General features: G+C 68.5%; 18 protein-coding genes. 8 read left to right on the top strand and 10 right to left on the bottom strand.

Annotated features, from left to right (window positions below):
- Positions 1 to 43 precede the first annotated feature (43 nt).
- Together AB0N05_RS24225 and AB0N05_RS24230 are read right to left on the bottom strand one after the other, a co-directional pair.
- Positions 44 to 970 carry a YegS/Rv2252/BmrU family lipid kinase gene (locus AB0N05_RS24225; RefSeq protein ID WP_364698115.1) on the bottom strand — a complete coding sequence of 309 codons (927 nt, stop codon included), beginning with the start codon at positions 968 to 970 and terminating at the stop codon, positions 44 to 46.
- Entirely contained in the window at positions 967 to 2,544 is a 1,578-nt protein-coding gene (locus AB0N05_RS24230) for an FAD-binding oxidoreductase (RefSeq protein ID WP_364698397.1), read from the bottom strand. The genes AB0N05_RS24225 and AB0N05_RS24230 overlap by 4 nt, the downstream gene beginning before the upstream one ends.
- Before the next feature lie 143 nt (positions 2,545 to 2,687).
- Here AB0N05_RS24230 and AB0N05_RS24235 point away from each other — a divergent pair, with 143 nt between their 5' ends.
- Both AB0N05_RS24235 and AB0N05_RS24240 read left to right on the top strand, forming a co-directional pair.
- A complete protein-coding gene (locus tag AB0N05_RS24235) occupies positions 2,688 to 3,290 on the top strand; it encodes a TetR/AcrR family transcriptional regulator (protein WP_364698398.1) in 603 nt (200 codons plus the stop codon).
- A gap of 44 nt (positions 3,291 to 3,334) precedes the next feature.
- Positions 3,335 to 4,873: a glycerol-3-phosphate dehydrogenase/oxidase gene (locus AB0N05_RS24240; protein ID WP_364698116.1), complete on the top strand. Its 1,539-nt coding sequence runs from the start codon at positions 3,335 to 3,337 to the stop codon at positions 4,871 to 4,873.
- Here AB0N05_RS24240 and AB0N05_RS24245 read toward each other — a convergent pair.
- Both AB0N05_RS24245 and sigJ read right to left on the bottom strand, forming a co-directional pair.
- Positions 4,870 to 6,051 (bottom strand): FAD-dependent oxidoreductase, encoded by a 1,182-nt coding sequence (locus tag AB0N05_RS24245; protein WP_364698117.1) that lies wholly within the window; start codon positions 6,049 to 6,051, stop codon positions 4,870 to 4,872. The genes AB0N05_RS24240 and AB0N05_RS24245 overlap by 4 nt on opposite strands.
- Before the next feature lie 81 nt (positions 6,052 to 6,132).
- Positions 6,133 to 7,074 (bottom strand): RNA polymerase sigma factor SigJ, encoded by a 942-nt coding sequence (sigJ, locus tag AB0N05_RS24250; protein WP_364698118.1) that lies wholly within the window; start codon positions 7,072 to 7,074, stop codon positions 6,133 to 6,135.
- A 63-nt stretch (positions 7,075 to 7,137) separates the two neighbouring features.
- Between sigJ and AB0N05_RS24255 the strand changes: the two genes are divergently transcribed.
- Positions 7,138 to 8,322, top strand: a complete 1,185-nt coding sequence (locus AB0N05_RS24255) for an erythromycin esterase family protein (protein ID WP_364698119.1) — start codon at positions 7,138 to 7,140, stop codon at positions 8,320 to 8,322.
- A 127-nt stretch (positions 8,323 to 8,449) separates the two neighbouring features.
- On the opposite strand, the gene AB0N05_RS24260 is transcribed toward AB0N05_RS24255, so the two are convergent.
- Positions 8,450 to 8,935 (bottom strand): hypothetical protein, encoded by a 486-nt coding sequence (locus AB0N05_RS24260; protein WP_364698120.1) that lies wholly within the window; start codon positions 8,933 to 8,935, stop codon positions 8,450 to 8,452.
- Between the two features lie 200 nt (positions 8,936 to 9,135).
- Here AB0N05_RS24260 and AB0N05_RS24265 point away from each other — a divergent pair, with 200 nt between their 5' ends.
- Entirely contained in the window at positions 9,136 to 10,728 is a 1,593-nt protein-coding gene (locus AB0N05_RS24265) for an FHA domain-containing protein (protein WP_364698121.1), read from the top strand.
- Between the two features lies 1 nt (position 10,729).
- On the opposite strand, the gene AB0N05_RS24270 is transcribed toward AB0N05_RS24265, so the two are convergent.
- The 4 genes from AB0N05_RS24270 to AB0N05_RS24285 are packed head-to-tail and all read right to left on the bottom strand — an operon-like array spanning position 10,730 to position 17,984.
- Positions 10,730 to 13,813: an FAD-dependent oxidoreductase gene (locus AB0N05_RS24270; protein ID WP_364698122.1), complete on the bottom strand. Its 3,084-nt coding sequence runs from the start codon at positions 13,811 to 13,813 to the stop codon at positions 10,730 to 10,732.
- Positions 13,814 to 13,852: 39 nt separating this feature from the next.
- Positions 13,853 to 16,219: a protein kinase gene (locus AB0N05_RS24275; protein ID WP_364698123.1), complete on the bottom strand. Its 2,367-nt coding sequence runs from the start codon at positions 16,217 to 16,219 to the stop codon at positions 13,853 to 13,855.
- Complete coding sequence (locus AB0N05_RS24280; protein WP_364698124.1) at positions 16,216 to 17,352, bottom strand: hypothetical protein; 1,137 nt, start codon at positions 17,350 to 17,352, stop codon at positions 16,216 to 16,218. Before AB0N05_RS24280 ends, AB0N05_RS24275 begins: the two co-directional genes overlap by 4 nt.
- Entirely contained in the window at positions 17,349 to 17,984 is a 636-nt protein-coding gene (locus tag AB0N05_RS24285; protein ID WP_364698125.1) for a hypothetical protein, read from the bottom strand. Before AB0N05_RS24285 ends, AB0N05_RS24280 begins: the two co-directional genes overlap by 4 nt.
- Here AB0N05_RS24285 and AB0N05_RS24290 point away from each other — a divergent pair.
- The 3 genes from AB0N05_RS24290 (at position 17,983) to fdhD (ending at position 22,049) form a co-directional block, all read left to right on the top strand.
- The gene (locus tag AB0N05_RS24290; RefSeq protein WP_364698126.1) at positions 17,983 to 18,645 is read left to right on the top strand and encodes a hypothetical protein; all 663 of its coding nucleotides are present in this window, start codon (positions 17,983 to 17,985) and stop codon (positions 18,643 to 18,645) included. The genes AB0N05_RS24285 and AB0N05_RS24290 overlap by 2 nt on opposite strands.
- 294 nt (positions 18,646 to 18,939) lie before the next feature.
- The gene (locus AB0N05_RS24295) at positions 18,940 to 21,240 is read left to right on the top strand and encodes an FdhF/YdeP family oxidoreductase (protein WP_364698127.1); all 2,301 of its coding nucleotides are present in this window, start codon (positions 18,940 to 18,942) and stop codon (positions 21,238 to 21,240) included.
- The gene (gene fdhD / locus AB0N05_RS24300; RefSeq protein WP_364698128.1) at positions 21,237 to 22,049 is read left to right on the top strand and encodes a formate dehydrogenase accessory sulfurtransferase FdhD; all 813 of its coding nucleotides are present in this window, start codon (positions 21,237 to 21,239) and stop codon (positions 22,047 to 22,049) included. The genes AB0N05_RS24295 and fdhD overlap by 4 nt, the downstream gene beginning before the upstream one ends.
- Before the next feature lie 74 nt (positions 22,050 to 22,123).
- On the opposite strand, the gene AB0N05_RS24305 is transcribed toward fdhD, so the two are convergent.
- Positions 22,124 to 22,504 carry a hypothetical protein gene (locus tag AB0N05_RS24305; protein WP_364698129.1) on the bottom strand — a complete coding sequence of 127 codons (381 nt, stop codon included), beginning with the start codon at positions 22,502 to 22,504 and terminating at the stop codon, positions 22,124 to 22,126.
- A 204-nt stretch (positions 22,505 to 22,708) separates the two neighbouring features.
- On the opposite strand from AB0N05_RS24305, the gene AB0N05_RS24310 reads away from it, so the two are divergent.
- Complete coding sequence (locus AB0N05_RS24310; protein ID WP_364698130.1) at positions 22,709 to 23,083, top strand: nuclear transport factor 2 family protein; 375 nt, start codon at positions 22,709 to 22,711, stop codon at positions 23,081 to 23,083.
- The last annotated feature ends 32 nt before the right edge of the window (positions 23,084 to 23,115 follow it).

Here is a 23,115-nt window from a genome sequence, read left to right on the forward strand (position 1 = left end):
GGGGCGAATTCCCACCATGGTCGCTCCCTCAGCGATTGCTCCGTCAGGGGACCAGCACACCGAGGGCGCGGGGGTGGGCTTGAAAGGTGGCGGGGAGGTGGCCGGCGGGGTCGCCGTCGGCCGTGGCGGGGGCACCGGGGGCGGTCAGTTTTATTGTGGCCGCGCGGTATTGGACGGCGGCCGGGTGGTCGATGCGCTTGCCCGCGGAGAGAGCGGGAAGCAGGCGGAGCAGGTCGACCCGGGACATCGAACCTACGACGGTGAGGTCCAGGAGGCCGTCATCGATGACCGCGTCGGGGCAGATCAGCATGCCGCCGCCGTAGGTACGGGTATTGCCGACCGCGACCATGATGGCGGGCAATTCGATGACGGTGCCGTCCGGGTGATCCGGGGAGCCGTGCAGTTCTATGCGGTACGGCACCGCGAGCTTGCCGGACAGTTCGATGAGAGCGGCCGCGGTGTACCGCAGCGGGCCCTTCGGCCAGCGCATCTCATTGGCGCGCAAGGTGACCCGGGCATCGAAACCGGTGCCGGTGACCGTGGCGAACCACATGGGCCGCTGCGCGCCCTCGGCTTCGACGGTGCCGAGGTCGATGCCGCGGGTCTTGCCGCCCAGCACGACCTCGATGGCTTCCACGGTGCCCTCGGGGACGCCGAGTTCACGGGCGAGGTCATTGCCGGTCCCGCCCGGCACCAGGCCCAGCGGGACCCCGGTGCCGACGAGGGCTTGCAGGACAACACAGGTCAGGCCGTCACCACCCGCCGCGACCACGGCGTCCGGACGCGTGGCGGGGTCGGCGAGTGCCTCGCGCACCCGGCGTTCGGTGTCGGCGGCCGAGTCGCCACGGATCTCGGTGACCTGGACGCCCTTGGCGGCGAACAGGTTCGCGGCCGCGATGCCGACCTCGGCGCCCTTACCGTGGCCGGACAGCGGATTGGTCACCAATGCGACCGAGCTGATCTTCGTCACGGAATGAGCTTCCCAGGGTTGAGGATTCCGGCGGGGTCGATCGCCTGTTTGACGGCGCGCAGCACCTGCACGCCCAGGTCGCCGATCTCGTCCGTCATCCACGGGCGGTGGTCGGCGCCGATGGCGTGGTGGTGGGTGATGGTGCCGCCCGCAGCGACAATGGCGTCACCGGCGGCCCGTTTGGCCTTGGCCCACTGGGCGATCGGGTCCTTCGCCTGCTTGCCGACAATCGTGAAGTACAGCGAGGCACCGGTCGGGTAGGTGTGCGAGATGTGGCACATGACCAGGGCCGGAGCGCCACCGGCGGTGAGCGTGTCCACCAGCGCGGCAGTCACTTTCGCCTTGAGATTGTCGAGATTCGACCAGGTGGTGGCGGTTTCGAGGGTCTCGCACAGAACGCCGACATCCAGCAGCGCGTCCCGCAGATAGGGGGCATTGAAGCGGCCGTGTTCCCATTCGCGTGCGGGGGTTTCACCGAGGGCGGTGCCGCCCGCCGCGGTGAGCAGGGCGCTCGCTTCGGCGCTGCGGGCCGCGACATGCGCCTCGGTGCCCTCGAAGGTGGTGACGGCCAGGCAGCCGCCGACCGCCGCGCCGCCGATGTCTCCGGCGCGGGCCAGGTTCAGTCCGGTCTCGGCCTCGTCGGACAGGCGCATGACGGTGGGTGCGGCCCCGGCCTGGATGACCGTGCGCAGCGCGGTCGCGCCGGTGGCGAAGTCGGGGAATGACCAAGCCTGGTACGCAGTGGTTTCCGGGATCGGGTGCACGCGCAGGGTGACGCCGGTGATGATGCCGAGGGTGCCCTCGGAGCCGGAGAACAGCTCGCGCAGATCGGGTCCGGCGGCGGAGGCGGGGGCGCGGCCGAGGTCGAGAACGCCGCTGGGCGTGGCGATTCGCAGGCGCTGGATCATATCGTCGAAGCGGCCGTAACCGGCCGAGGCCTGACCCGAAGAACGGGTGGCCGCGAAACCGCCGATGGTGGCGTACTCGAAGCTCTGTGGGAAGTGGCCGAGCGAAAGGCCGTGTTGCCCAAGCAGTTCCTCGGCCTGCGGACCGGTGAGGCCCGCGCCGAGGGTGGCGGTGCCGCTGATCGGATCCACCTCGGTGAGGGTGTCCAGGCGGCGCAGATCCACGGCGATGACGGAGCCGAAAACCCCACGGGCGGGGTCGAGTCCGCCCACCACGCTGGTGCCGCCGCCGAAGGGGACGACCGCGATGGCATTGGCGGAGCAGTACTTCAGCAGCGCCAGGACCTCGTCGTGGTCGGCGGGGAAGACGATGGCGTCCGGGGCGTCCTGCGGTCCTTCGGCGCGACGGCGCAGCAGGTCCGGGGTGGATTTGCCGCCCGCGTGGCGCAGTCGATCGCGGTGGTCGATGGAGACATTGGCGGTTCCGACCACCGCGACGAGCCCGGACTGCTGCTCCGGTGTGAGCGCGGAGGCGCGCAGCGGCACGTCGCCCTCATCGCGACGAGTCACCGGCTCTCCGGACACCCCGAATACCTGCGCGAGCAGTCCCCGAATTTGCTCCGGAAGTGGTTTATGTCCGGATGGGGAGCCCCAGGCGTCCCACACCATACTCGGGCGCGAAAGCGGCTCGCCCGGGTTTAGTTCAATGGCACCGCCCGTCGATGTGGAGGCTGCTCGTGTGTCGACCATGCGTTACAGTCTGACATAGAATGTCAAGCAGTAACGAACACTCCTATGCGATGGTGGCAGCCATGACGTCGATCGAACCGTCCTCCGCCGTCGATCCGGGGACGCTGTCCCCCGTCGATCAGGCGATCCTCGATGCGGCCCGCGCCTGCGTGGCCGAATTCGGGGTGCGCCGCACCACCCTCACCGAAGTGGCGCGTCGCGCGGGCGTCAGCCGCCCGACCGTGTACCGCCGCTGGCCCGACACCGGATCCCTGGTGGCCGACCTGCTGGTGCGGGAACTACGCGAGATCATCACCGACGCCGTACCCGCCACCGGGACCGGCCGCGCCCGCCTGACCGCCGCCATCGTGCACGGCGGCGCGACCATGCGCCGGAACGCGCTGTTCGCCAAGATCTTCCGCACCGATGCCGATGTCATGCTCACCTATGTGTTCGAACGCCTCGGGCGAAATCAGCGCGCGCTCATGGCACTGTTCGCCGACGCGATCCGAGAAGGCCAGCGGGACGGCTCGATTCGTGCCGGTGAGCCCGAACACCTCGCCGCCATGCTGCTGCTCATCGCCCAGTCGGCGGTTCAGTCGGCGGGCACCATCGCCCCGGTCCTGGATGCCGAGAGTCTCGACACCGAACTCACCCGCGCCATCGACGGCTATCTCGCGCCGTAGCACTCGCCCCACCCAGTCGCCACCCGCTCTCGAAAGGTCCAGCCATGACCGGCAATTCGACTCAGGCCGATTCCGCGCTCAATGCCGATCGGCGGCAGCGCGAGCTGCGGGCGCTCGGCGAGGGGGACACGATCGATGTGCTCGTGATCGGCGGCGGCATCACCGGAGTCGGAGTGGCCCTGGACGCGGCATCGCGTGGGCTGCGGACCGTGCTGGTGGAGAAGCATGATCTGGCGTTCGGGACCAGCCGGTGGAGTTCCAAGCTGGTACACGGCGGACTGCGGTATCTGGCCAGTGGCGGGGTGGGAATCGCACACGAGAGCGCGGTGGAGCGCGACATTCTGCTGACCCGCACCGCACCGCATTTGACGCGCGCGCTACCGCAGGTGGTGCCGCTGCTGCCGAATATCGGTGCGGCGCAGAAGCTTCTGGTGCGGGCCGGATTCGTGGCCGGAGATGTGCTGCGGCGCACGGCGGGAACCTCGGCGTCGGTGCTGCCGCGATCGCGGCGGGTGGCGGCGGCCGAAGCGCTGCGGTTCGCGCCCACGGTGCGGCGGGACGGGCTGCGCGGCGGACTGCTGGCCTGGGACGGACAACTGGTGGACGATGCGCGCCTGGTGGTGGGCATTGCCCGCACGGCCGCTCGGCACGGGGCATCGATCCTCACCCGGGTCGAGGCCACGGAGGTGACCGGCACTTCGGCCACGCTGCGGGATCGACTGTCGGGCGAAACCCTCACGGTCACTGCCCGTTCCGTGGTGAATGCCACCGGTGTATGGGCCGATCAGGTAGATCCGAGCATCGAGCTGCGGCCTTCCCGGGGTACCCATCTGGTGTTCGACGCCGCCGCGTTCGGTGACCTGAGCGCCTCGCTGACGGTGCCGATTCCGGGCAGCACAAGCCGTTTCATCTTCGCCTTCCCTGCCGCGCACAATCGCGTCTACCTCGGCCTCACCGATGAGGAAGCGCCCGGCCCGGTGCCGGATGTTCCGCACGCCACCGACTCCGAGATCGACTTCCTGCTCGACACCGTCAATACGGTGCTGCGGGAACCCTTGACCCGCGCGGATATTCGCGGCACCTTCGCGGGTCTGCGGCCGCTGCTGCGCACGGGTGATGACAGCACCGCCGATATCTCCCGTGAGCATGCCGTGCTCACCTCCCCCACCGGTCTGATCACCGTGGTCGGCGGCAAACTCACCACCTACCGCAAGATGGCGGAGGACACGGTGGATGCGGTCATCGCGCACGCCCACCTCACCGCCTCGCCCTGCCGGACCCGGGATCTGCCGCTGGTCGGTGCGGTGTCCGGCGCGGCTCGTGATCGAATTCCGGCCCCGCCGCGCCTGGTCGAGCGTTACGGCAGTGAGGCCACCGCCATTCTTCAACTGGCCCAGGGTGATCCGAAGCTGACCGAACCCGTGGCCCCCGAAATGGATGTCACCGCAGCGGAATTCCGCTTCGCCGTCAGTCACGAGGGCGCACTGGATGCCGATGACCTGCTGGACCGCCGGACTCGGATCGGCCTCGTCGAATCCGACCGCCTGGCAGCCCAAGTCGCTGCCGAGGCGGCATTCGATTAACCCGCAACAGTCAGGGCCGCGTCGGTCGACACGAGGTGCCGACGACGGCTCGGCACCATCAGGGTCGGGTTGCGGACGCTCCAGGCCGCGCCCGCGCAGATGAGTTCCTTCATGCGAGCGGCGGCCCGGCCGGTGAGAACCGTGGACGTGGGCTCATCCATGGGAGTCACCCGCTGGAGGATGCCGTCGCGGCGGCCGAGGCTGATGCACTGGGTGTTGTAGCCGATCGGGGCGTCGGGAACCTTGCGGCCGGTCAGGCGCGCGGCCAGGGCATCGGCGGCCAGCCAAGCCATGGGACTGGCTGTGGCGCAGCCCATTCGGAGCGTCTTGCCGCCGACTCCCGCGGCGTGCGCGGCATCGCCGATGGCGTAGACATCGGGGTGCGACACCGACCGCTGGGTGGCATCGACCATGATGCGACCGGTGCCGGACAGGTCCAGGGTGGTCGCGGCGGCGATCGTGTGGACGGCGAAACCCGCTGTCCACACGGTCATCTGGGCCGGAATCGTCCCGGCCGAGGTGGTCACGCCGTGCGCTTCGACACCGGTCACCTCGACTTGCTCACGGACGGTGATACCGAGCCGATCGAATGCTCCGCGCAGGTGATCCTGAGCCTTCTCACTCAGCCAGTCGCCGACACCGCCGCGCGCCGCGATGGACACCTCGAGGTCCGGGCGGGCCTCGGCGATCTCGGTGGCCGCTTCGATACCGGTCAGCCCGCCGCCCACGACCAGAACGGTTGCGCCCTGGCTCAATTCGCTCAGGCGTGCCCGCAGCCGCAGTGCGGCCTGCTTGCTCGCGACATTGAAGGCGTATTCGGCGACGCCGGGGACGCCGTAGTCGGCGATGGTGCTGCCGAGGGCGTACACGAGGGTGTCGTAGGTGAGGGTTTCCGGGCCGTTCTCACCGCCGAGATCGACGGTCTTGCGGTCCACGTCCAGGCCCTCGACCCACGCGGTGCGGACCTGAACGCCGGTGCCCGCGAACATCTCACGCAGCGGGCGGGAGCGCAGGCCTTGCCCGCTGGCGAGCTGATGCATGCGCACTCGTTCGACGAATTCGGGATCGGCGTTGACCAGGGTGATGTCGACGTCGTCGCGGTGCAGTCGCTTGGCGAGGCGGCCTGCGGCAATGCCTCCGGCGTATCCGGCTCCGAGGACGACGATGCGGTGCTTCATGGTCTTGCTCCTGTCTTGGTGGGTTCGCAACTTGAACCGGATAGCGGCCCGAAGGCTGACAGGAGTGGACTGTGAAGTGGGTCACCACAATTCGAGGAGGGGTTCTCCGTGGGCGACGGTCGCCCAGCGGCGGTTGGCGCGCACCAGCTTGTCCGGGTTGACCTGGGCGTGGACCGCCGCGATGCCCTCGGAGGTGGCTTCGACGCAGACAATGCCGACGACCCGGTCACCGTCCACCATGACGAGGGCGGGCATGCCATTCGCGATCGTGGCGAACAGGGTGGGACGACCGAACGCTTTCCGTTTGCCGTCGGCCGGTTTGATGGCCAGGCGCACGAATTGCGCGATTCGCCGCGCACCGGCGAGCGGTCGGCTGAGCGTCGGGTAGAACAGGCCGCCGTCGCCGATGATGACGGCATCCTCGGTCAGCAGCTTGACCAGCGTCTCGGTCTGCCCGCTGACCGCCGCGGCGAGGAACTCCTCCACGATTCTGCGCGCGGCGGCCTCATCGACCTCGACCCGCGTGCGGTCGGTGGCCATATGCTGCTTGGCGCGCCGGTAGATCTGCTGGCAGTTCGGTTCGGTGATATCGAGCATCTCGGCGATCTCGGTGTGCGCGTAGCCGAATGCCTCGCGCAGCACGTAGACCACGCGCTCGCGGGCCGAGAGGCGTTCCATCAGGGTCAGCATGGCGATCGACACCGATTCGCGCTGTTCGACGGTATCGGCCGGGCCCAGCATGCGGTCACCGGCGAATACCGGTTCCGGCAGCCATTGGCCCACATAGGTTTCCCGGCGGGCGCGCGCGGAGGTGAGCTGGTTGAGGCACAGATTGGTGAGCACCTTGGTCAGCCACGCCTCGGGCGTCTCGACATAGTCGCGGTCGGCGGCCTGCCAGCGCAGATACGTGTCCTGCACCGCGTCCTCGGCGTCCCCGGCCGAACCCAGCAGCCGGTAGGCGATCGCCTCCAAACGGCCGCGGCAACTTTCGAACAGGTCGGCCTCGTGCGTACTGAGCAGCATGCTCACATTCTTCAGCAAGCGATCGCTTGACCCAAACCTTTGTCGAGGTACGAGAGTGTGGGTATGAGCATGATCGAAGACCGGGCCGCACAGGATTCGTCCCCGGCACAGCAGTTGCACGCACGGGCTTTGGACGAGGCCGCGGTGGTGGAGATAGCGCGTGAGTTCGGCGCTGCCGATGTGATCGGGATCGGGGAATCGACGCGGTTCGCGCGCGAGACCTTCACGATTCGGGAGCGGCTGACCTGGGAGTTGGTGCGCGAGCATGGGTTCCGGCTGCTCGCCGTGCAGGACAGCGCCAATGCCGGGGAACGGATGGATCTGTTCGTCCGCACCGGAGCCGGGTCGGCGGAGAGCGCACTGGAGACGGCGTGGCGGCCGCACCGGACCGCCGAAATGGCGGGAGCGCTGGAATGGATTCGGGAGTTCAATCTCACGCATACCGAGGATCCGGTGCAGATCATCGGCGTCCAACCGCCGAAGGCCGGATCGGCTGATTACGACGCGGTCGTGGACGCCGTCCGCGCGGCGGCACCGGATCGGTTGAGTGAATTGGCCGGGCATCTCGACCCGATTCGCACCGTGCACACGATCGCGGACGAGCACGTCCAGCGGGCGCGCGGCATACATCCGGGTCGGCCGTTCGCCGAGCATGCCCGGGATGCGGCGGCTCTGCTGGAATCCCTCGCCGGGATATCCGAAGAAGTGCGGGCGCGCATGCGGTTCATCGTTGAATTCCATGAGCAGAGCGTCGCCGGGCGGGGCAGTTTCGTCGGAGGCGACGAACCCGGGGCGGGCCGGATCATGGCCGAGATGCGGCGGACCGGGCGACGGGCCGTGTACTGGGACGGCATCTCTCATACGGCGGCGGCACCGGCCGGGCTGGGGTTGGCCGACGGGAGTGCAGCCCACTCGACCGTGGGCAGCGTGCTGCGCGAGCACTACGGCCCGGGATACGCGTCGATCGCGATCGGCTTCCATCACGGGAATCTGGGCGTGGCCCAGGTCCCGGATCCGGCACCCGATTTCCTGGACGCGCTGCTCGGCGAGATCGACCTGCCGGTGTTGTGGGCCGATCTGCGCGGTGCGGGCGGTCCGGCGGTCGAACCCGCCAAACTGCGGGTGATCAGCGGCGTCTACGACCCGGCCCGGGATGCGGCCGAACACATGCTCGTCGCTTCTCCGGCGGCGGCATTCGACGTGCTCATCCACGTCCGGGAGGCATCGCCGGTGCGGTGGCTCGAATAAGTCCGGGCGGGGCTCGAGCGATCCCCGGGCGGGGCTCGAGTGATCACCGGGCAGGGCTTTGAGTGATCACCGGGCAGGGGACTCGAATGATCGCGGGCGATGGCTCGGGTGATGGGTGGAGGACGGGTCAGTTGAAGACGTTGCAGCCGGAGCCCGTGCTCACGCCGGTGCCGACGGTGATGTCCACGTAAGGGAAGACGTCGGTGCCGTCGCCGCTGTGTTGGCCGATCTGCAGTCGGTGCAGACCCGTGGTGGCGGGGGTCCAGTGGCCGACGGCGATCGAGCCCGACGGTTTTGCCCAGGTGAACGCAACGCCATTGTCGTAGAACACGACCGGGGTGGACGGGTCGTCGACATAGCCGTTGACGGCGTAGGTGCAGCCGGTGCCGTAATTGGTCGCCGAGCCGAAGCTGATGCCGGGTTCCACCCCCACCCGGGTGCCGGTCGCACCGGCGGGGGCCGCGAGCATGGCTCCGGCCGAGGCGATCGCGGCCACGGTCGCCGCGAATCCCAGTGCGGTAGCGCGCGGATGCCCACCGCCCGGACGATCGGCCGGTGCCGGATGTCCCTCGCCCGGCTGCCCGGCGGTCCTGTTCCGATAGCTCGTGCCCATATGGTTCGGTCCTCATCGATGCTGCGGGGGCCTCGTGCACCCGGCGCGATCTCTCGATCCTCGCGCCCGTGCGGCCATTACGGGTCGCATTGCGACAATCCGGCGGTTTCCGTGTCGCGCGGTTCGGTGATCGCTGCGGGGAGCATGTGAACGGTCCTATGCTTGGCAACGATGTTCCAGCGCCGGGAGAAGGAGGCGCGATGGGTCGGATTCCGACCACTGTCGGCTTGACACGCGGGGACGGACTGGTCGCACGGTTCGGCAGCGTGGTCATATTCGTGACCGGTGAAAGCCCGTCCACCGAACGGATTCTCGGCGCGGCCGAGACCGCGGCGGGCTCCTCGGACCCGGGCGTGGCGATCGCACAGAGACTCGCGGCCACGGTATTCAGCAGCGCGTCCGCACAACCGCCCGCCTTCGGCGTCGTCGCGCCGACGGTAGGCGGCATTCTGGTGCTGCTGCGCGGTCCGGTGCGCGCGGTGGTGGACGGCGCGGAGGGCACCCGCCAGCTGTCCGGTGAACGCGCCATGACCTGGGCCGATGAGATCGTGCGAGACCCGGTGCGCCGCCTCACGATCGGCCTCGACGGGACCTCGACCACCGAAATCCCGCACACCGACCTACGCTCGGGCGTGGTCTCGGGCGGCGGTTTCGTCGTCCACGCCCCGAAAGCGGGCGGAGCCGCCCAAACCCGCGGCTCGAGCGCCGCCATCCCCGCACCCCCGGCGACCAGCGACAACATCACCCGCCGCGCCGCCTTCCCCACCCCCACCCACACCCGCTTCGCCACACCCGGCACCCCTTCGGAAGCGATTCCCCGCACTCCGGGCCACCCGCCGGAAGCGGCACCCCGAACGCCCGCACAGCCTTCGGAACCGGTACCCCGCACTCCCGCCACCCCGTCCGGACCGACGCCCCGCACCCCGGGCACCCCTTCTGGACAGACGCCCCGCGCCCCAGGCCCCCGGTCGGAGCCGATTGCCACGGGACCACACGCGGAAGTGCCGAAGCCCGCGCCGGATTCGGCGGAATCGCCCGCCGGATCGCCGGAGGCCGCCGCCACGCCACCCCGCGTCAAAGGGCCTGTGCGCCCGGTGGATCCCACCCAACTGGACGGGCCGACCGTCTCCGAATCCGAAGGCCCGGCAGCCGCTCCGAAGAACGCTCCGCAGAAGGCGCAGCCACTGCCCGAACCGGATGAGACCACACCCAATCCCCGGCATGGGCAGCAGGCGGGCAAGCCGAAGCTCGCGAAAGAGCCGCACCCGGATGACATTCCGCTCGGCAAGCCCGTACCCGTCGAGTTGCCCGATCCGGATGATCAGCCGCCCACCGCCGCGTTCGATGCGGAGGCCGCGGCCTTCGAGGACGTGTCCGGCCCGCGTCCGCCCACGCCGGGAAGGGCCCGGCCCGTCGAACCCCCGCCACCCACGGCCACCATGGCATCGGTGCTCGGCGCGCTCACCAGCGCGGACGGTGCCGTCTACCCGATGGATCGCCCCTATGTGATCGGCCGCGACCCGATGAGCGACGAATCCGTCCGCCGAGCGGTTGCCTCACCGATCGTCATCCCCCGCGACCGCCACGTATCCCGCGTCCACGCCTACGTTTTCGCCGAGAACAGCCTCGTCTTCATCCAGGACGCCGGAACCCCGGGCGGCACCTTCATCGCCGCCCCCGGCGCACAGGACTGGGTCCGTGTGGCCCAACGCCCGGTGGAACTGAAACCGGGCTGGAGCATCCGCATCGGCGAACGCATCCTCACCTACCGCACGGACCCACCGCGCCGCTGAATCATTGCAATGCCGACCAGTCCCCGGCGCGCAGGGCGGCGCGGGTGCTTGGGGGGACCGGGATTTGGTTGCGGACGGCTTGTTGGGCGGCGGCTACATCGGTGGGATGGTGGCCCATGATGGTGGCTCCCACGGCTCGGTCTCGGGAGATGATGAGGCGGCGGTAGGAGCGTCCGCCGGGAAGTTCGGTGATGATCACTTCGTCGCCTCGGGCGGGTTCGACACGGCCGATCGTGAAGAGTTCCAGGCCTACACCTTTCAGGATGGTGGCCGGGGTTTCGGCGGTGAGGGATTCATTGCCGCCCAGGGCGTTGACGGCGGCGGTTTGGGCTTGTTCGGCGGCTATGGGCCACAAGCCCAGGACGCGATCGCGGTGTTCGGCCACATCACCGGCGGCGTAGACGTGGGGGGCGGGGGTGCGCATATGGTCGTCCACGAGGATGCCTCGCGCGGTGGGGAGGCCCGCACGGCGGGCCAGGTCGATATTGGGGCGGATGCCGGTGGCGGTGAGGAACAAGTCGCAGGGCAGCTGGGTGCCGTCGCGGAGGACGGCGGCGCGGACACCGGGTTCCCCCAGGAGACTGGCGGTTTCGGCGCGATGGCGGACCTCGATGCCCGCGCGGGCGAAGTGGCCGAGGACCAGGGCCGAGCAGCGGGGGTCGAGTTGTTTGCTCAGCAGGCGTTCGCCGCGTTCGAGCACGGTGACTCGCAGACCGAGCTGGTGCAGCGCGTAGGCGGCCTCCAAGCCGAGCAGCCCGCCACCGGCCACCACGGCGCGCGTGCACGAATACTGCTGGGCGTAGGCACGGATACGCATGGCGTCTCCCGCCTCGCGGAGTACGAAACTGCCGGGCCGGTGCAGGTCGTCGATGGCGGGCAGTGCGGCGGCCGCACCCATGGCGAGTACCAGTCGGTCGTAGGGCAGCACATCACCGGTGCCGAGGTGCACCCGCTGGGCGCGTGTATCCAGCTGGGTGGCAAGGGTATTGAGCCAGGGGTGGACTTGGTGGTCCTCGAACCACTGGTCGGGCAGCAGGTGCAGGCCCTGCATGGCGGAACGGCCGTACACCAGCCGGGAGATGCCCATGCGGTTGTAGAAGCCGTGCGATTCCCTGCCGATGAGGTGGATTTCGCAATCCGGATGCCCGCGGCGCAGGAAATCGGCGGCGGTGACACCGGCGATACCGTTCCCGATCACGACCACGCTGACAATGGATCGATCGAAATACGCCGGGGTGCCGCCATTCCCGGAGCCGGGCTGCGGGGTGAGGCCGACCTTCACCTGCCCGCCATTGATGCGCGCGCAGCAGGCCATGCGGGTGTTCGCGGCGAATCCGAGTCGCCGCAGCGTGTTCTTCTCGTCGGCGGTCGGTGCACACAGCTGATCGGCCCCCTCGAGCACGGCTACCGGGTCAGCCCCACAGACGCCCATGCGGCAGCCCGCCTCCAGCGGCAGGTTCCCGCGCTCGGCGAGGTCGAGCAGGCTCATGCCGATATCGGCGGCGATGACGGTACCGCCCGGTTCGAATATCACCGAAGTCGCTGTGCGGGAAAGCTGTTCGGTCACGGCGGTGCGTGGCCTAGGCATGGGCAGCAACACGGGTTCCGAGCGCACACCGGTGTGCACGGCGTACTGGAGTTCGCTGATCCTGGTGCGCGCCAACCAAATAGCGGTCGCCGTCAGGACTCCCAGACTGATCAGCCAGCGCAGCCAGGACGCGCCCACCCCGGTGATGGTGGTGAACGAGGACGCGAGAATGGCCCCGGCGAACCAGTAGAAGATATTCAACGCCACCGCGATATATCCGGCAGCGAGCATGGCCGGGCTCAGCGAGGTGGTCGAATCCAGTGCGAAATACACCCCGACGGCAGCCAACAGGAACAAGGCAAGCAGCGCATACCGTTGCAGCACAGGCAGATCGGTGTGCCCCGTGATCAGGAAGAACCCCAGCACGAACCCGGGCAAGGCGGCGGCGAACAGCTTCCGGGGCGCACTCCAACCGGGCTCATCGACGAGATCGGCTTGATAGGCGGCGCGCGGCTTGAAGTCGTAACAGTTCTTGGCACAGCCCACACACGGCTGACAGTGATTGTTGGCCACGGTGACGAACGGCGTCTGCCCGTAGGCGCGTTGCAGCGGGAACAGCGGGCAGATGGAACTGCACCAACCGCTCTTGCCCTTCAAGGCCACGCCGCCGGTGAAGGCCGCGGCCACCACACACAGCAGCACCGCACCGGTGGCGAGCCCGCTGCGATCCAATCCGGCGAGCCGCGACCCGGCAATCCCGAAGAACAGCGCCACGGCGATCAGATACCCGCGTTCCTGTAGCCAGCGAGGCGGATTGGCCGCGCGACTGAACCCGAACAACCGGGGCAGTTGGTTGGTCGCCGCCAACGGACACGTATTGCGCCAAAACCCGGGTGCGATCAGGAACAGTCCCGGCAGCACCGGCACGATCACCCCGAAGAACACGAACAACCCACCGGCCGGGCGCACGAACAGCGTCACCACGAGCGCGAGATAGGCGGCGATGCTCGCGAACCGCACCGCCTGCCACACCCGCAGCGGCACCCGAGAGCGGATTTCGGTGAAGGCGGGGAACAGGTCTCGCTTCCCGGTCGGGTCGATGCCGAGAATCCGATTCGCCACAAGCACCGCCGGTGTCGGCTGCTGCTCGCCCGGCGGCGGAGGTGGGGGTGGCGGCGCGGAACCGCGTACCGGCCCCAGTTGTGTTTCCGAGAAATCGGATTCGGCCGCTTCGGCGGTCGGCGTATGCAGCACGATGATCTCGCTGCGCCCGAGCCGCACCACATCCCCGGTCCCCAGCACCCGCCGCCCCGACAGCACGATCCCGTTCACCGTGGTGCCATTGCGGCTCCCCAGATCCACCACCGACAGCGCGGTAGGTGTCGGCACCAGTCGCAGGTGCTGGCGCGAAACGCCGTTATCGGCCAGCACTTCGGAGGAGCCTTCCCTCCCGAATATCACCGGCCCGTCCAGTACACGCCGCCGCGCGGGCTGCCCCCACTCCCGAATCTCGATCAACGGCTGCCCCGTCATCGCGCCCCACCCCTTCGCGTCCATGCACCGTTTCCGGTGATCCCCTCCCTATATCGGACGCGACTATCCCCGGTGTGACAGCAGCTGTCGACGCACATAGCGATACCGTTTGCCGATCCGGCGGCAGGCGACGGCGAAGGCAAGACCGGCCGCGACGCCACCGGCGGCACACAGGGCCACGCCGGTGATGGACGGTTCGCGGCCGAGCAGAATCCAGGACGCGCCGACGGCCGCCACGCCCAGCAGTCCCGCACTGACGGCGAGCCCGATGGTCGAGGTGAATCGCGCGTAGCCGTGCCGCAATGTCCTGGCATTGGATTCCGCGTACGCGGCGGCGAACAGGATCAACAGCAGAATGGCTCCGGCCGCGACGGTGGTCAGCCCGCGCTGCACGGTGTGCACGCCGAATGTGTAGTGGGCGGTCTCGGACCCATTGCGGGACAGGGTCAATTCGGCCGTGAGATCACCCGCCACCACATACTGATTGACCGGGCTCGCGAACTCGCCGGTCGCACCGTTCAATGCCGTATCCGTCCCGCCGACGTGTGCCCCCAGCAGATCCAGCGAGAGCTTTGCCGAATCGGCGTCACCACCGGTGACCGTGACCGGCACCGGTTTGGACAGATCCAATTCGATCGACCCGGGCATCCCCGGATCGCCGCCCGCGAGCTGAATCATGCCCACGGGCGGCACATTTCGCTCCGGCGCGGCCCCGACCCCCAGCACGGCCGCCCCGGCCACCGCGGCGGTGAGCACGGCCGCCGCGATGAAGGGCACCCGCGGCGACGGCAAGGTCACCACGCGCTGCACGGGAACCAGATCCGAACGCTCGACATCGACCAGCCGAACCCCGTTCTGCGGCATGGGTTGCAGCGGCCGCACCCGCGTCATCGGGGCCGCGCCCCATCCAGGCGCGGCCTGCGGACGCGGTGCGGAGGACTGTGGCGGACGCGGCGGCGGACCGGACCGTCCCGGCATCGGCGCACCCGCCGGGCGCGCCGCCGGGTCATCCGGCCGGCGCGATGCCGGATCGCCCGGCCGTTCCGGCGGGCGTTCGCGCTGGGCGGGTGACTGCTGGGTGGGCGCATTACGCGAATCGACCCACCCGCGCTGGGTGGGATCCGCCCGCACGACCGTCTCGGGCGCGGAATCCGGTCCGCGCTGCTGTCCGGGTCGCGGAGTGTTGTTCCATCCGTTCGGTTCCGATGGCGCGGGCCGGGGGCGGCCGGGGGGTGGTGTCCGGTCGCCGGACCGCTGCGGATCGCCGGTGGAGCCACGGGAATCAGCGGATGCGGAGTCGGCGATCGGCAGGGAGTCCCGGGTGTCGACATCAGGGCCGGGGATGACCGGGTGGGAGTCGCGGGTGCGGGCGCGCGGGTCGTGGACCGGCGCGGGGGTCGGGTACCGGCTGGGTTGCGGCGTGTACGGCCCGGCGGCGAAGGGCTGGGGCGGGGGTGTGAACGGCGAGGGCGCGGCGGGTCTGGGAGTGCGCACGCCTCCGGTGGCCGCGGCGACGATGGTGTCCGCGCCGATGACCGGGATGCCCACGGGGGTAAGCCAATTGGTGCCCCAGGCCTGGGCGGCCGGTTCGGCCAGGGCGATGCCGAAGGATTCGGCGGTGTCGAAGCGGTGCGCGGGATCGCCTGCCAGGCCGCGCATCACGGCCTCGGCAATGGGTTGCGGTACGCCGGGGGCGACCTCGGCCAGCGGGATGGGGTCGCCGTAGGCGTGGGCGAAGAGCATGGAGAGGGTGTCCTCGCCGGGCGGGAACGGGAGGACGCCCGAGAGCAGCTGGTAGAGCATGGTCGCCAGCGCGTACACGTCGGTGGCGGGCGAGAGCTGTTGTCCGCGCACCTGTTCCGGGGAGATGTAGGCGGGGGTACCGATGATTTCACCGGCCTTGGTCACCAGCGTGTCGTCGCCACCCACGATCTTGGCGATACCGAAATCGGTGAGCTTGAGAGTGCCATTGGCGGCGAACATGAGGTTGGACGGTTTCACGTCCCGGTGCAGAATGCCGTGCCGGTGCGCCGCGTCCAGTCCGGCCGCGCACGAGAGAGCGACCGCCACCGCCGCGGTCGCCTCGAATCCCGCGGAGACGAAACGGTTCTCGACGGTCCCGCCCGGCAGGTACTCCAGCACCAGCAGGCACAGATCCTCATGCTCGATGTAGTCGTACACCGGCACCACGTGCGGATGGTCGAGCGCCGCCATCACCCGCGCCTCGGCCACGAACCGCCGCCGCACCTGCATATCGTGCGCGAATTGCGGCGGCACCTGTTTGATCGCCACCCGCCGGTGCAGCCCGCGATGCGTCCCGGACAGCACCACCCCACATCCGCCGCGCCCGACCTGACCGCCGACCTCATAGCCGGGCAGCGCGGCCCGCACCCGCCCGATATCGGATCCGCTCAGATCCCCCACGCTCATCTGACCGAACCTCCAGGCTGGAACCCTTGCGGTCCACTGCGGATGGTCGGTTCATCATCCTCATCGTCGGAGACCTTGCGTCCCGCGGATTCTCGTCCGATGGTCTCCGACGGATCGGTGTACGGGTGGGTTGGCAATGGCTGACTCGGATGCGGATCCTTTGCGCCCACAGTGGGTTTCACAGTCTGATCGGCGCGCCAGCGGACGGACGGGAGTCCGACGGTGGGTTGGGAACCGACGTCGCCGTAAGGGTCCACCGGTGCCACGTGCGGCCCGTCGAGGTTGTAGGTGACGATCGGGTCGGGCCCGGCGGGGTAGCCGTGGGCGTCGAGTTCGTGTGCGGCCGCGAGATCTTCGAGGTCGAGGCCCAGATCGTCGGGGGTGCGCGGAGTGGGTGAGAAGTAGCCCGCCAGGAAGAACCAGGCGGCGGTCCCACCGGCCAGGCCGAGCCACAGGACCGCGCCGGGCACCCACCAGCGGGCGATCGAGGCGGTGAAACCGATCATCAGACCGAGACCGATACCCGGGGCCAGCAGGCGGAGGCCGCGCTGGAAGCGATTGGCCGACAGGCGGTGCCGCGCGACCGTGAGTGCGGCATCGGCGATGGCCAAGGCGGTGAGAACCGCCAGGATGATGCCGAACAGGCCGTACACCGAGACCAGCGAGCCGCGCACATCGATCACGGTGTGGACGGAGGTGAGGGGTTTACCGTCGGAGCCGATGAGAGTGAGGTCGGAGCCGATCAATCCGGTGGCCTGCCCGTCCAATCCGGCCGGATCCAGGCGATAGGTGAGCTTCTCGGTCTTGCCCGCGGCGACGGTCAATTCCACCGAGGTCGAGTACGAGAAGAAGTTCAGGCCCATGACATGCCCGGTGAGATCGACCCGCCGCACTGTCACCGGATTCGAGGAAGTGTTCGTCACCTCCACGACCACGGGGGTGACCTTGTTCGGGTCCAGGCGCACCGGATTCTGGGCGTTCGCGCCGGAGATGGCCTTGCCGTCGATGGTGGCCGTCGCCTTGACCCCGCCCGCCGCCGCGGCCGGTCCAGCACCGAATATGCCTGCCACACAGAGCAATACGACCGCCAGCACGGGGATGAGCTTCGAGGTCGAGCGCGGGGTGCTATTCATCGGGGCCTCCGAGCGGGCAGGTGCGATACCAGCCGGTGGCCGTAGAACCAGCCGCCGACGAGCAGGAAGAACAACAACACGGTCGCGGTGCTGGCACCGCCGCCGACCTGACTGACCAGCACGATGTCCAGGGGCGCAACGAGTTTGCGGCCACAGTCGGCGGTCACCTGATAGTGGCCGACCGCCGCGCCGCCGGTAAACACCTTCGCATCGAAGGAACCGTCCGCGGCGGCATTGGTGGTGCCCGCGGCGGTATCGCCGATCGAAAGCTGCACCGCGGCACCGGGATCACAACCCTTCCCGTTCGCCGTCACCGCCGCGCCCTGGGTCACCGCGGGCGGATCGACCGCGAGCCCGGTCGTTCCTGCGGGCACCGGGAACACATCATTGGAGCCGCCGGAAGTCGGGGGGTCACCGCCCGAGGGGTTCGGTGCCGCGGGCTCGGTCGTGGGCACGATGGTTACCGCGGGATTCGTCGGAACCGGCTTCGTGCCACCGGGATTCGTGCCGCCGCCCGGGTTGGTGCCACCCGGATCCTTCGTCGGACACACTCCGCTCGCGGGCTTGACCGACCCATCCGAGCAGTGCTCGACCGGCGGCGCCGTGGTCGGGCAGACACCACTCGAGGGCATGACCGAACCATCGGAACAGTACTTCGGCGTCGTGGTCGGGCACACCCCGCTCGACGGCATGACCGAACCATCCGAACAGTACTTCGGGGTCGTCGGGCACACGCCGCTCTTCGGCATGACCGAACCGTCCGAACAGTACTTGGGCGTCGTCGGACAGACACCGCTCGACGGCATGACCGAACCGTCATCGCAGTACTTCGGGGTGGTCGGGCACACGCCACTCTTCGGCATCACCGAACCGTCCGAACAGTACTTCGGGGTCGTCGGACAGACACCGCTCGACGGCATGACCGAACCGTCATCGCAATACTTCGGGGTCGTCGGGCACACGCCACTCTTCGGCATGACCGAACCATCGTCGCAATACTTCGTCGTCGTGCACCCCTCGGTGCACGGGTTGTTCTGGCCGCCGGTGCCGTCGTGGGTGCCGCCACCGTCGCCGCCGTTGTATCCGGGCTGGGAGGTGACGGTTGCCGCCGGTGAATTCGCCACCAGCGGCGGGATTTTCGCCGGTACGGCATCGTGGCGGTCCGCGAGCGGCACCGATGCGGCACCGGTGGCCTGGGTGATTCCGGGTTGGGCCCAGCCGATTCCGGCGGAGATCGCCAGCACGAAGCCGACGGCACCGATCAGAAGGAGACGGACCAGTCGCTTCGGATAGCTTTCAGCGCGTGAGAGTTTCGCATGCCGGTGCTGCCTGCCGGCACGCCGACCGTTCTGAAGATGTGTCATCATCGGGCGTGACCTCGCTCGTTCGATGGTAGGCCCCGGAACCCCGGTCGCGGAGTCATCTCACCCAGGCGTTACCTGGTGGACGCATGAGCGGCGAAGCGTTGCCTCTATATCGCGGGGAATGCCGAGAGTGTTCATGCCTGGCCCCAAGACCGGCATCTCGGACATACGATCCAAGGGACCGACTGGGATGCGCCCGCGGCCGGAGAGGACAATCGTCACCATGCATCGTGCCGCGCCGAAACGCGATATCGACGAGTCGAAACTGTCGGTCACCGCACCGAAAACGGTGGCTGCCGGGGTCAAGGCGGTCACGGTGGCGCTGGGCAGAGCGGTCGACGAGATGGGCGTGATCCGCACCGCCCGCACCCTGGCCCGGGTGAATCAGCGCCACGGCTTCGACTGCCCGGGCTGCGCCTGGCCCGAACCCAGCGGCACCCGCCGCCCGGCCGAATTCTGCGAGAACGGGGCCAAGGCCGTCGCCGAGGAGGCGACCCTGCGCACCGTGACACCCGAATTCTTCGCCGAACATTCGCTAGAGGATTTGTCGGAAAAATCCGGGTACTGGCTCGGCCAGCAGGGCCGCCTCACCCATCCGATGGTGCTGCGCGAGGGCGACACCCACTACTCCCCCATCGAATGGGACGAGGCCTACCGGCTGATCGCCGACACCCTGCGCGGCCTCGGCTCCCCCGACGAGGCGCTGTTCTACACCTCCGGCCGCACCGCCAATGAGACCGCGTTCCTGTATCAGCTGCTGGTGCGCAGTTACGGCACCAATAACCTGCCGGACTGCTCGAACATGTGCCACGAGTCCTCGGGCGCGGCACTGACCAGTTCCATCGGCATCGGCAAGGGCTCGGTGACGATCGACGATTTCAAGAAGGCCGATCTGATCATCGTGGCCGGGCAGAACCCGGGCACCAACCACCCGCGCATGCTGTCCGCGCTCGGCGAGGCGAAGACCCACGGCGCGAAGATCATTGCCGTCAACCCGCTGCCGGAAACCGGCCTGATCGGATTCAGCGACCCGCAGACGGTGAAGGGCCTCACCGGCGGCATCAGCATTGCCGACGACTTCCTGCAAATCCGGCTCGGCGGCGATATGGCGCTGTTCCAGGGCCTGGGCAAGCTGCTGTTCGAGGCCGAGGATCGCGCCCCCGGCACCGTGATCGACCACGCCTTCGTGGAATCGCACACCGCCGGTTTCGCCGAATACGAAAAGCAGATGCGCGCAGTCGATCTCGGCGTGGTCGAGCAGGCCACCGGGCTGCCCCGCACCGATCTGGACCGCACCGCGAAACTACTGGCCGAATCCAAGTCGGTCATCATCTGCTGGGCCATGGGCCTGACCCAGCAGCTGCACGGTGTCGCCACCATCGAGGAGGCCACCAATCTGCTGCTCCTGCGCGGCATGATCGGCAAGCCCGGCGCGGGCGTCTGCCCGGTGCGCGGGCACTCGAATGTGCAGGGCGACCGCACCATGGGCATCTGGGAGAAGATGCCCGACGCCTTCCTCGACTCCCTGGACAAGCGTTTCGGGATCACCAGCCCGCGCGAACACGGCTGGGACACCGTCGATTCCATTCGCGCCATGCGCGACGGCCGGGCCCGGGTGTTCTTCGGCATGGGCGGCAATTTCGTCTCCGCCACCCCCGATACCGAGGTCACCGAGGCGGCCCTGCGCAATTGCGAACTCACCGTGCAGGTCTCCACCAAGCTCAATCGCAGCCATGTGGTGCACGGCCGTACCGCGCTCATTCTGCCCACGCTGGGCCGCACCGACGAGGACGTGCAGGACGGTGCGCGCCAGCAGGTTTCGGTCGAGGATTCGATGTCCATGGTGCATCTGTCCACCGGCCGCCTGCACCCGGTGAGCGAGGAGCTGCGCAGTGAGGTCGCCATCGTCTGCGAGCTCGGCGAGGCGCTGTTCGGGCCGGAGCATTCGGTGCCGTGGGCGGACTTCCGCCGCGACTACGACAAGATCCGCGACGCCATCGCCGATGTGGTCCCCGGCTGTGCCGACTACAACGCGAAGGTGCGCGGCCGCAATGGCTTCCAGCTCCCGCACCCGCCCCGCGACGCCCGCGAATTCCGCACCAGCACCGGCAAGGCGAACTTCGCGGCCAATGAGCTGCACTGGCTGCCGGTCCCCGAGGGCCGCCTGATCCTGCAGACCCTGCGCAGTCACGACCAGTACAACACCACCATCTACGGCCTGGACGACCGCTACCGCGGCATTCACAATGGCCGCCGGGTGGTGCTGGTGCATCCCGACGACATTGCCGAATTCGGTTTCGCGGAAGACGATCTCGTCGATCTCATCTCCGAATGGACCGACGGCACCGAACGCCGCGTGCAGGGCTTCCGCCTGGTCGGCTACGCGACCCCGCGCGGCAATGCGGCCGCCTACTATCCGGAGACCAATCCGCTGGTCCCCCTCGATCATGTGGCGCGCCGGTCCAATACGCCCGTCTCCAAGGCGGTCACCATCCGACTCGAACGGCATACCCACACCGCATGAGCAGAGTCACCGCACGACGCAAGACGCTGCGCATCTCACCCACGGGCACGGTGCAGCGTCCCGACACCCTGGCCGTCGAGGAGCCTCTCGAAATCCGTACCGGCGGTGCGTCGCTCGCCGTCACCATGCGCACCCCCGGCGCGGATATCGACCTGGTGCACGGCTTCCTCTTCGCGGAGGGCGTGATCGATACCGCCGAGGACATTGTCACCGCCCGCTATTGCGCGGGCACCGACGAGAACGGGCAGAACACCTACAACCTGCTCGACATCCGATTGCGCACACCGGTACCGGTCCAACCCCGCAACTTCCTCACCAATAGCGCCTGCGGCCTCTGCGGCAAGACCGCCCTCGACGAGGTCCGAACCCGCATCCGCTACCCACTACCCGCCGCGACCCCCCTGGTGGACGTCGCCACGCTCTCCAAGTTGCCCGGCGAACTACGTTCCCGCCAGCAGGTATTCGACGCCACCGGCGGCCTGCACGCGGCCGGTCTCTTCACCGCCGACGGCACCGCCCTGGCCGTGCGCGAGGACGTCGGCCGCCACAATGCCGTCGACAAGGTCATCGGCTGGGCACTGCGCGAATCCCTGCTCCCGGCACACGATCTCGTTCTCATGGTGAGCGGCCGAGCCTCTTTCGAACTGGTCCAGAAGGCCGTCATGGCCGGAATCCCGGTACTCGGCGCGGTCTCCGCTCCGAGCTCCCTGGCAGTGGACCTCGCCACCGACACCGGCCTGACCCTCATCGGATTCCTGCGCGGCGAAACCATGAACGTCTACTCCGCCACCGACCGCGTGCGGATATGACGCGAGGACCTGTGCTCGCGGTGAGCGCAGATCCTCGCGGTGGGATGGGTGGATGATCAGGGGTTTGGCAAAACTCACAACATGAAGCCGATATTGACGTCGGAGGCCTGAATGCCGCCGCTCGGCAGAGCGGTTCCGGTGATCTGAACCTTCTGGCCACTCATCACCTCGGACTCCTGTGCTCCGGCGACGCCGTGATAGGTGACGGCGGTTTGCGGAGTTGTCTCCACATTGGTGGGAATCAGCGGCTGCGGGCCCACCGTCGGCACGATCTGGAAGTTCGAGCCATTGGTGCCGGTCACCCAGCCGGAGGCCACGACCGCAGGCCCGGCCGGAGCGGGGGTGTCCGCGAAAGCGGTTGCCGGGATGGCGATTCCGGCCGTAAGGATGGCGGTGAGCGCGATTCCCGCGGCGAAGGCGCGGCGGGAGTTCCGGGAGTTGTGGTTGTTGGTCATAGTTGAAGAATCGGCCCCGAACCTGTGAAGTCGAGCCAAGTTTGCTGTGAGTTCGCAGCGCCATATTCACGTCAAGATCAACCGTCCAGATCGAGCCTCAGGAGGCCCCGGCACGGTCCCGGAGAGCGATACTCCCAGGTCCGCGCGGCCAGTCAGACTGCTATTCTGCGCCCTAGAACACGTTTCAATTCGTAGGGAGTTGGCATGGCAGTGCAGCCGCGTGATGTGGTCGAACAGTATGTGAAGCTGGTGGCCACCGGGCCGACCGAGGACATTGTGGCGCTGTACGCCGCCGATGCGGTGGTCGAGGATCCGATCGGGAGCGAGCCGCGGCACGGGCACGACAAGATCCGCGAGCTGTACACCGCGCTGGAGAGCGCCCAGGAGCGGCAGACCGAACTGCACACGGTGAAGGTCAACGGCAAGCACGCCGCGGTGTCGTTCACGCTGATCAGCACCTTCAATGGGCAGCAGATGACGCTCGCGCCGATGGACATCATGGAGTTCGACGACGAAGGCAAGATCGTCAGCATGCGGGCCTACTGGGGTCCCGAAGATCTGAAGATGGACAAGATCTAGCCCCGAAGCTCTTGTTTACCGTCCGTCGGCCG

This window comes from Nocardia sp. NPDC051030, from assembly GCF_040683015.1.
In the GTDB taxonomy this organism is placed as follows: Bacteria; Actinomycetota; Actinomycetes; order Mycobacteriales; family Mycobacteriaceae; genus Nocardia.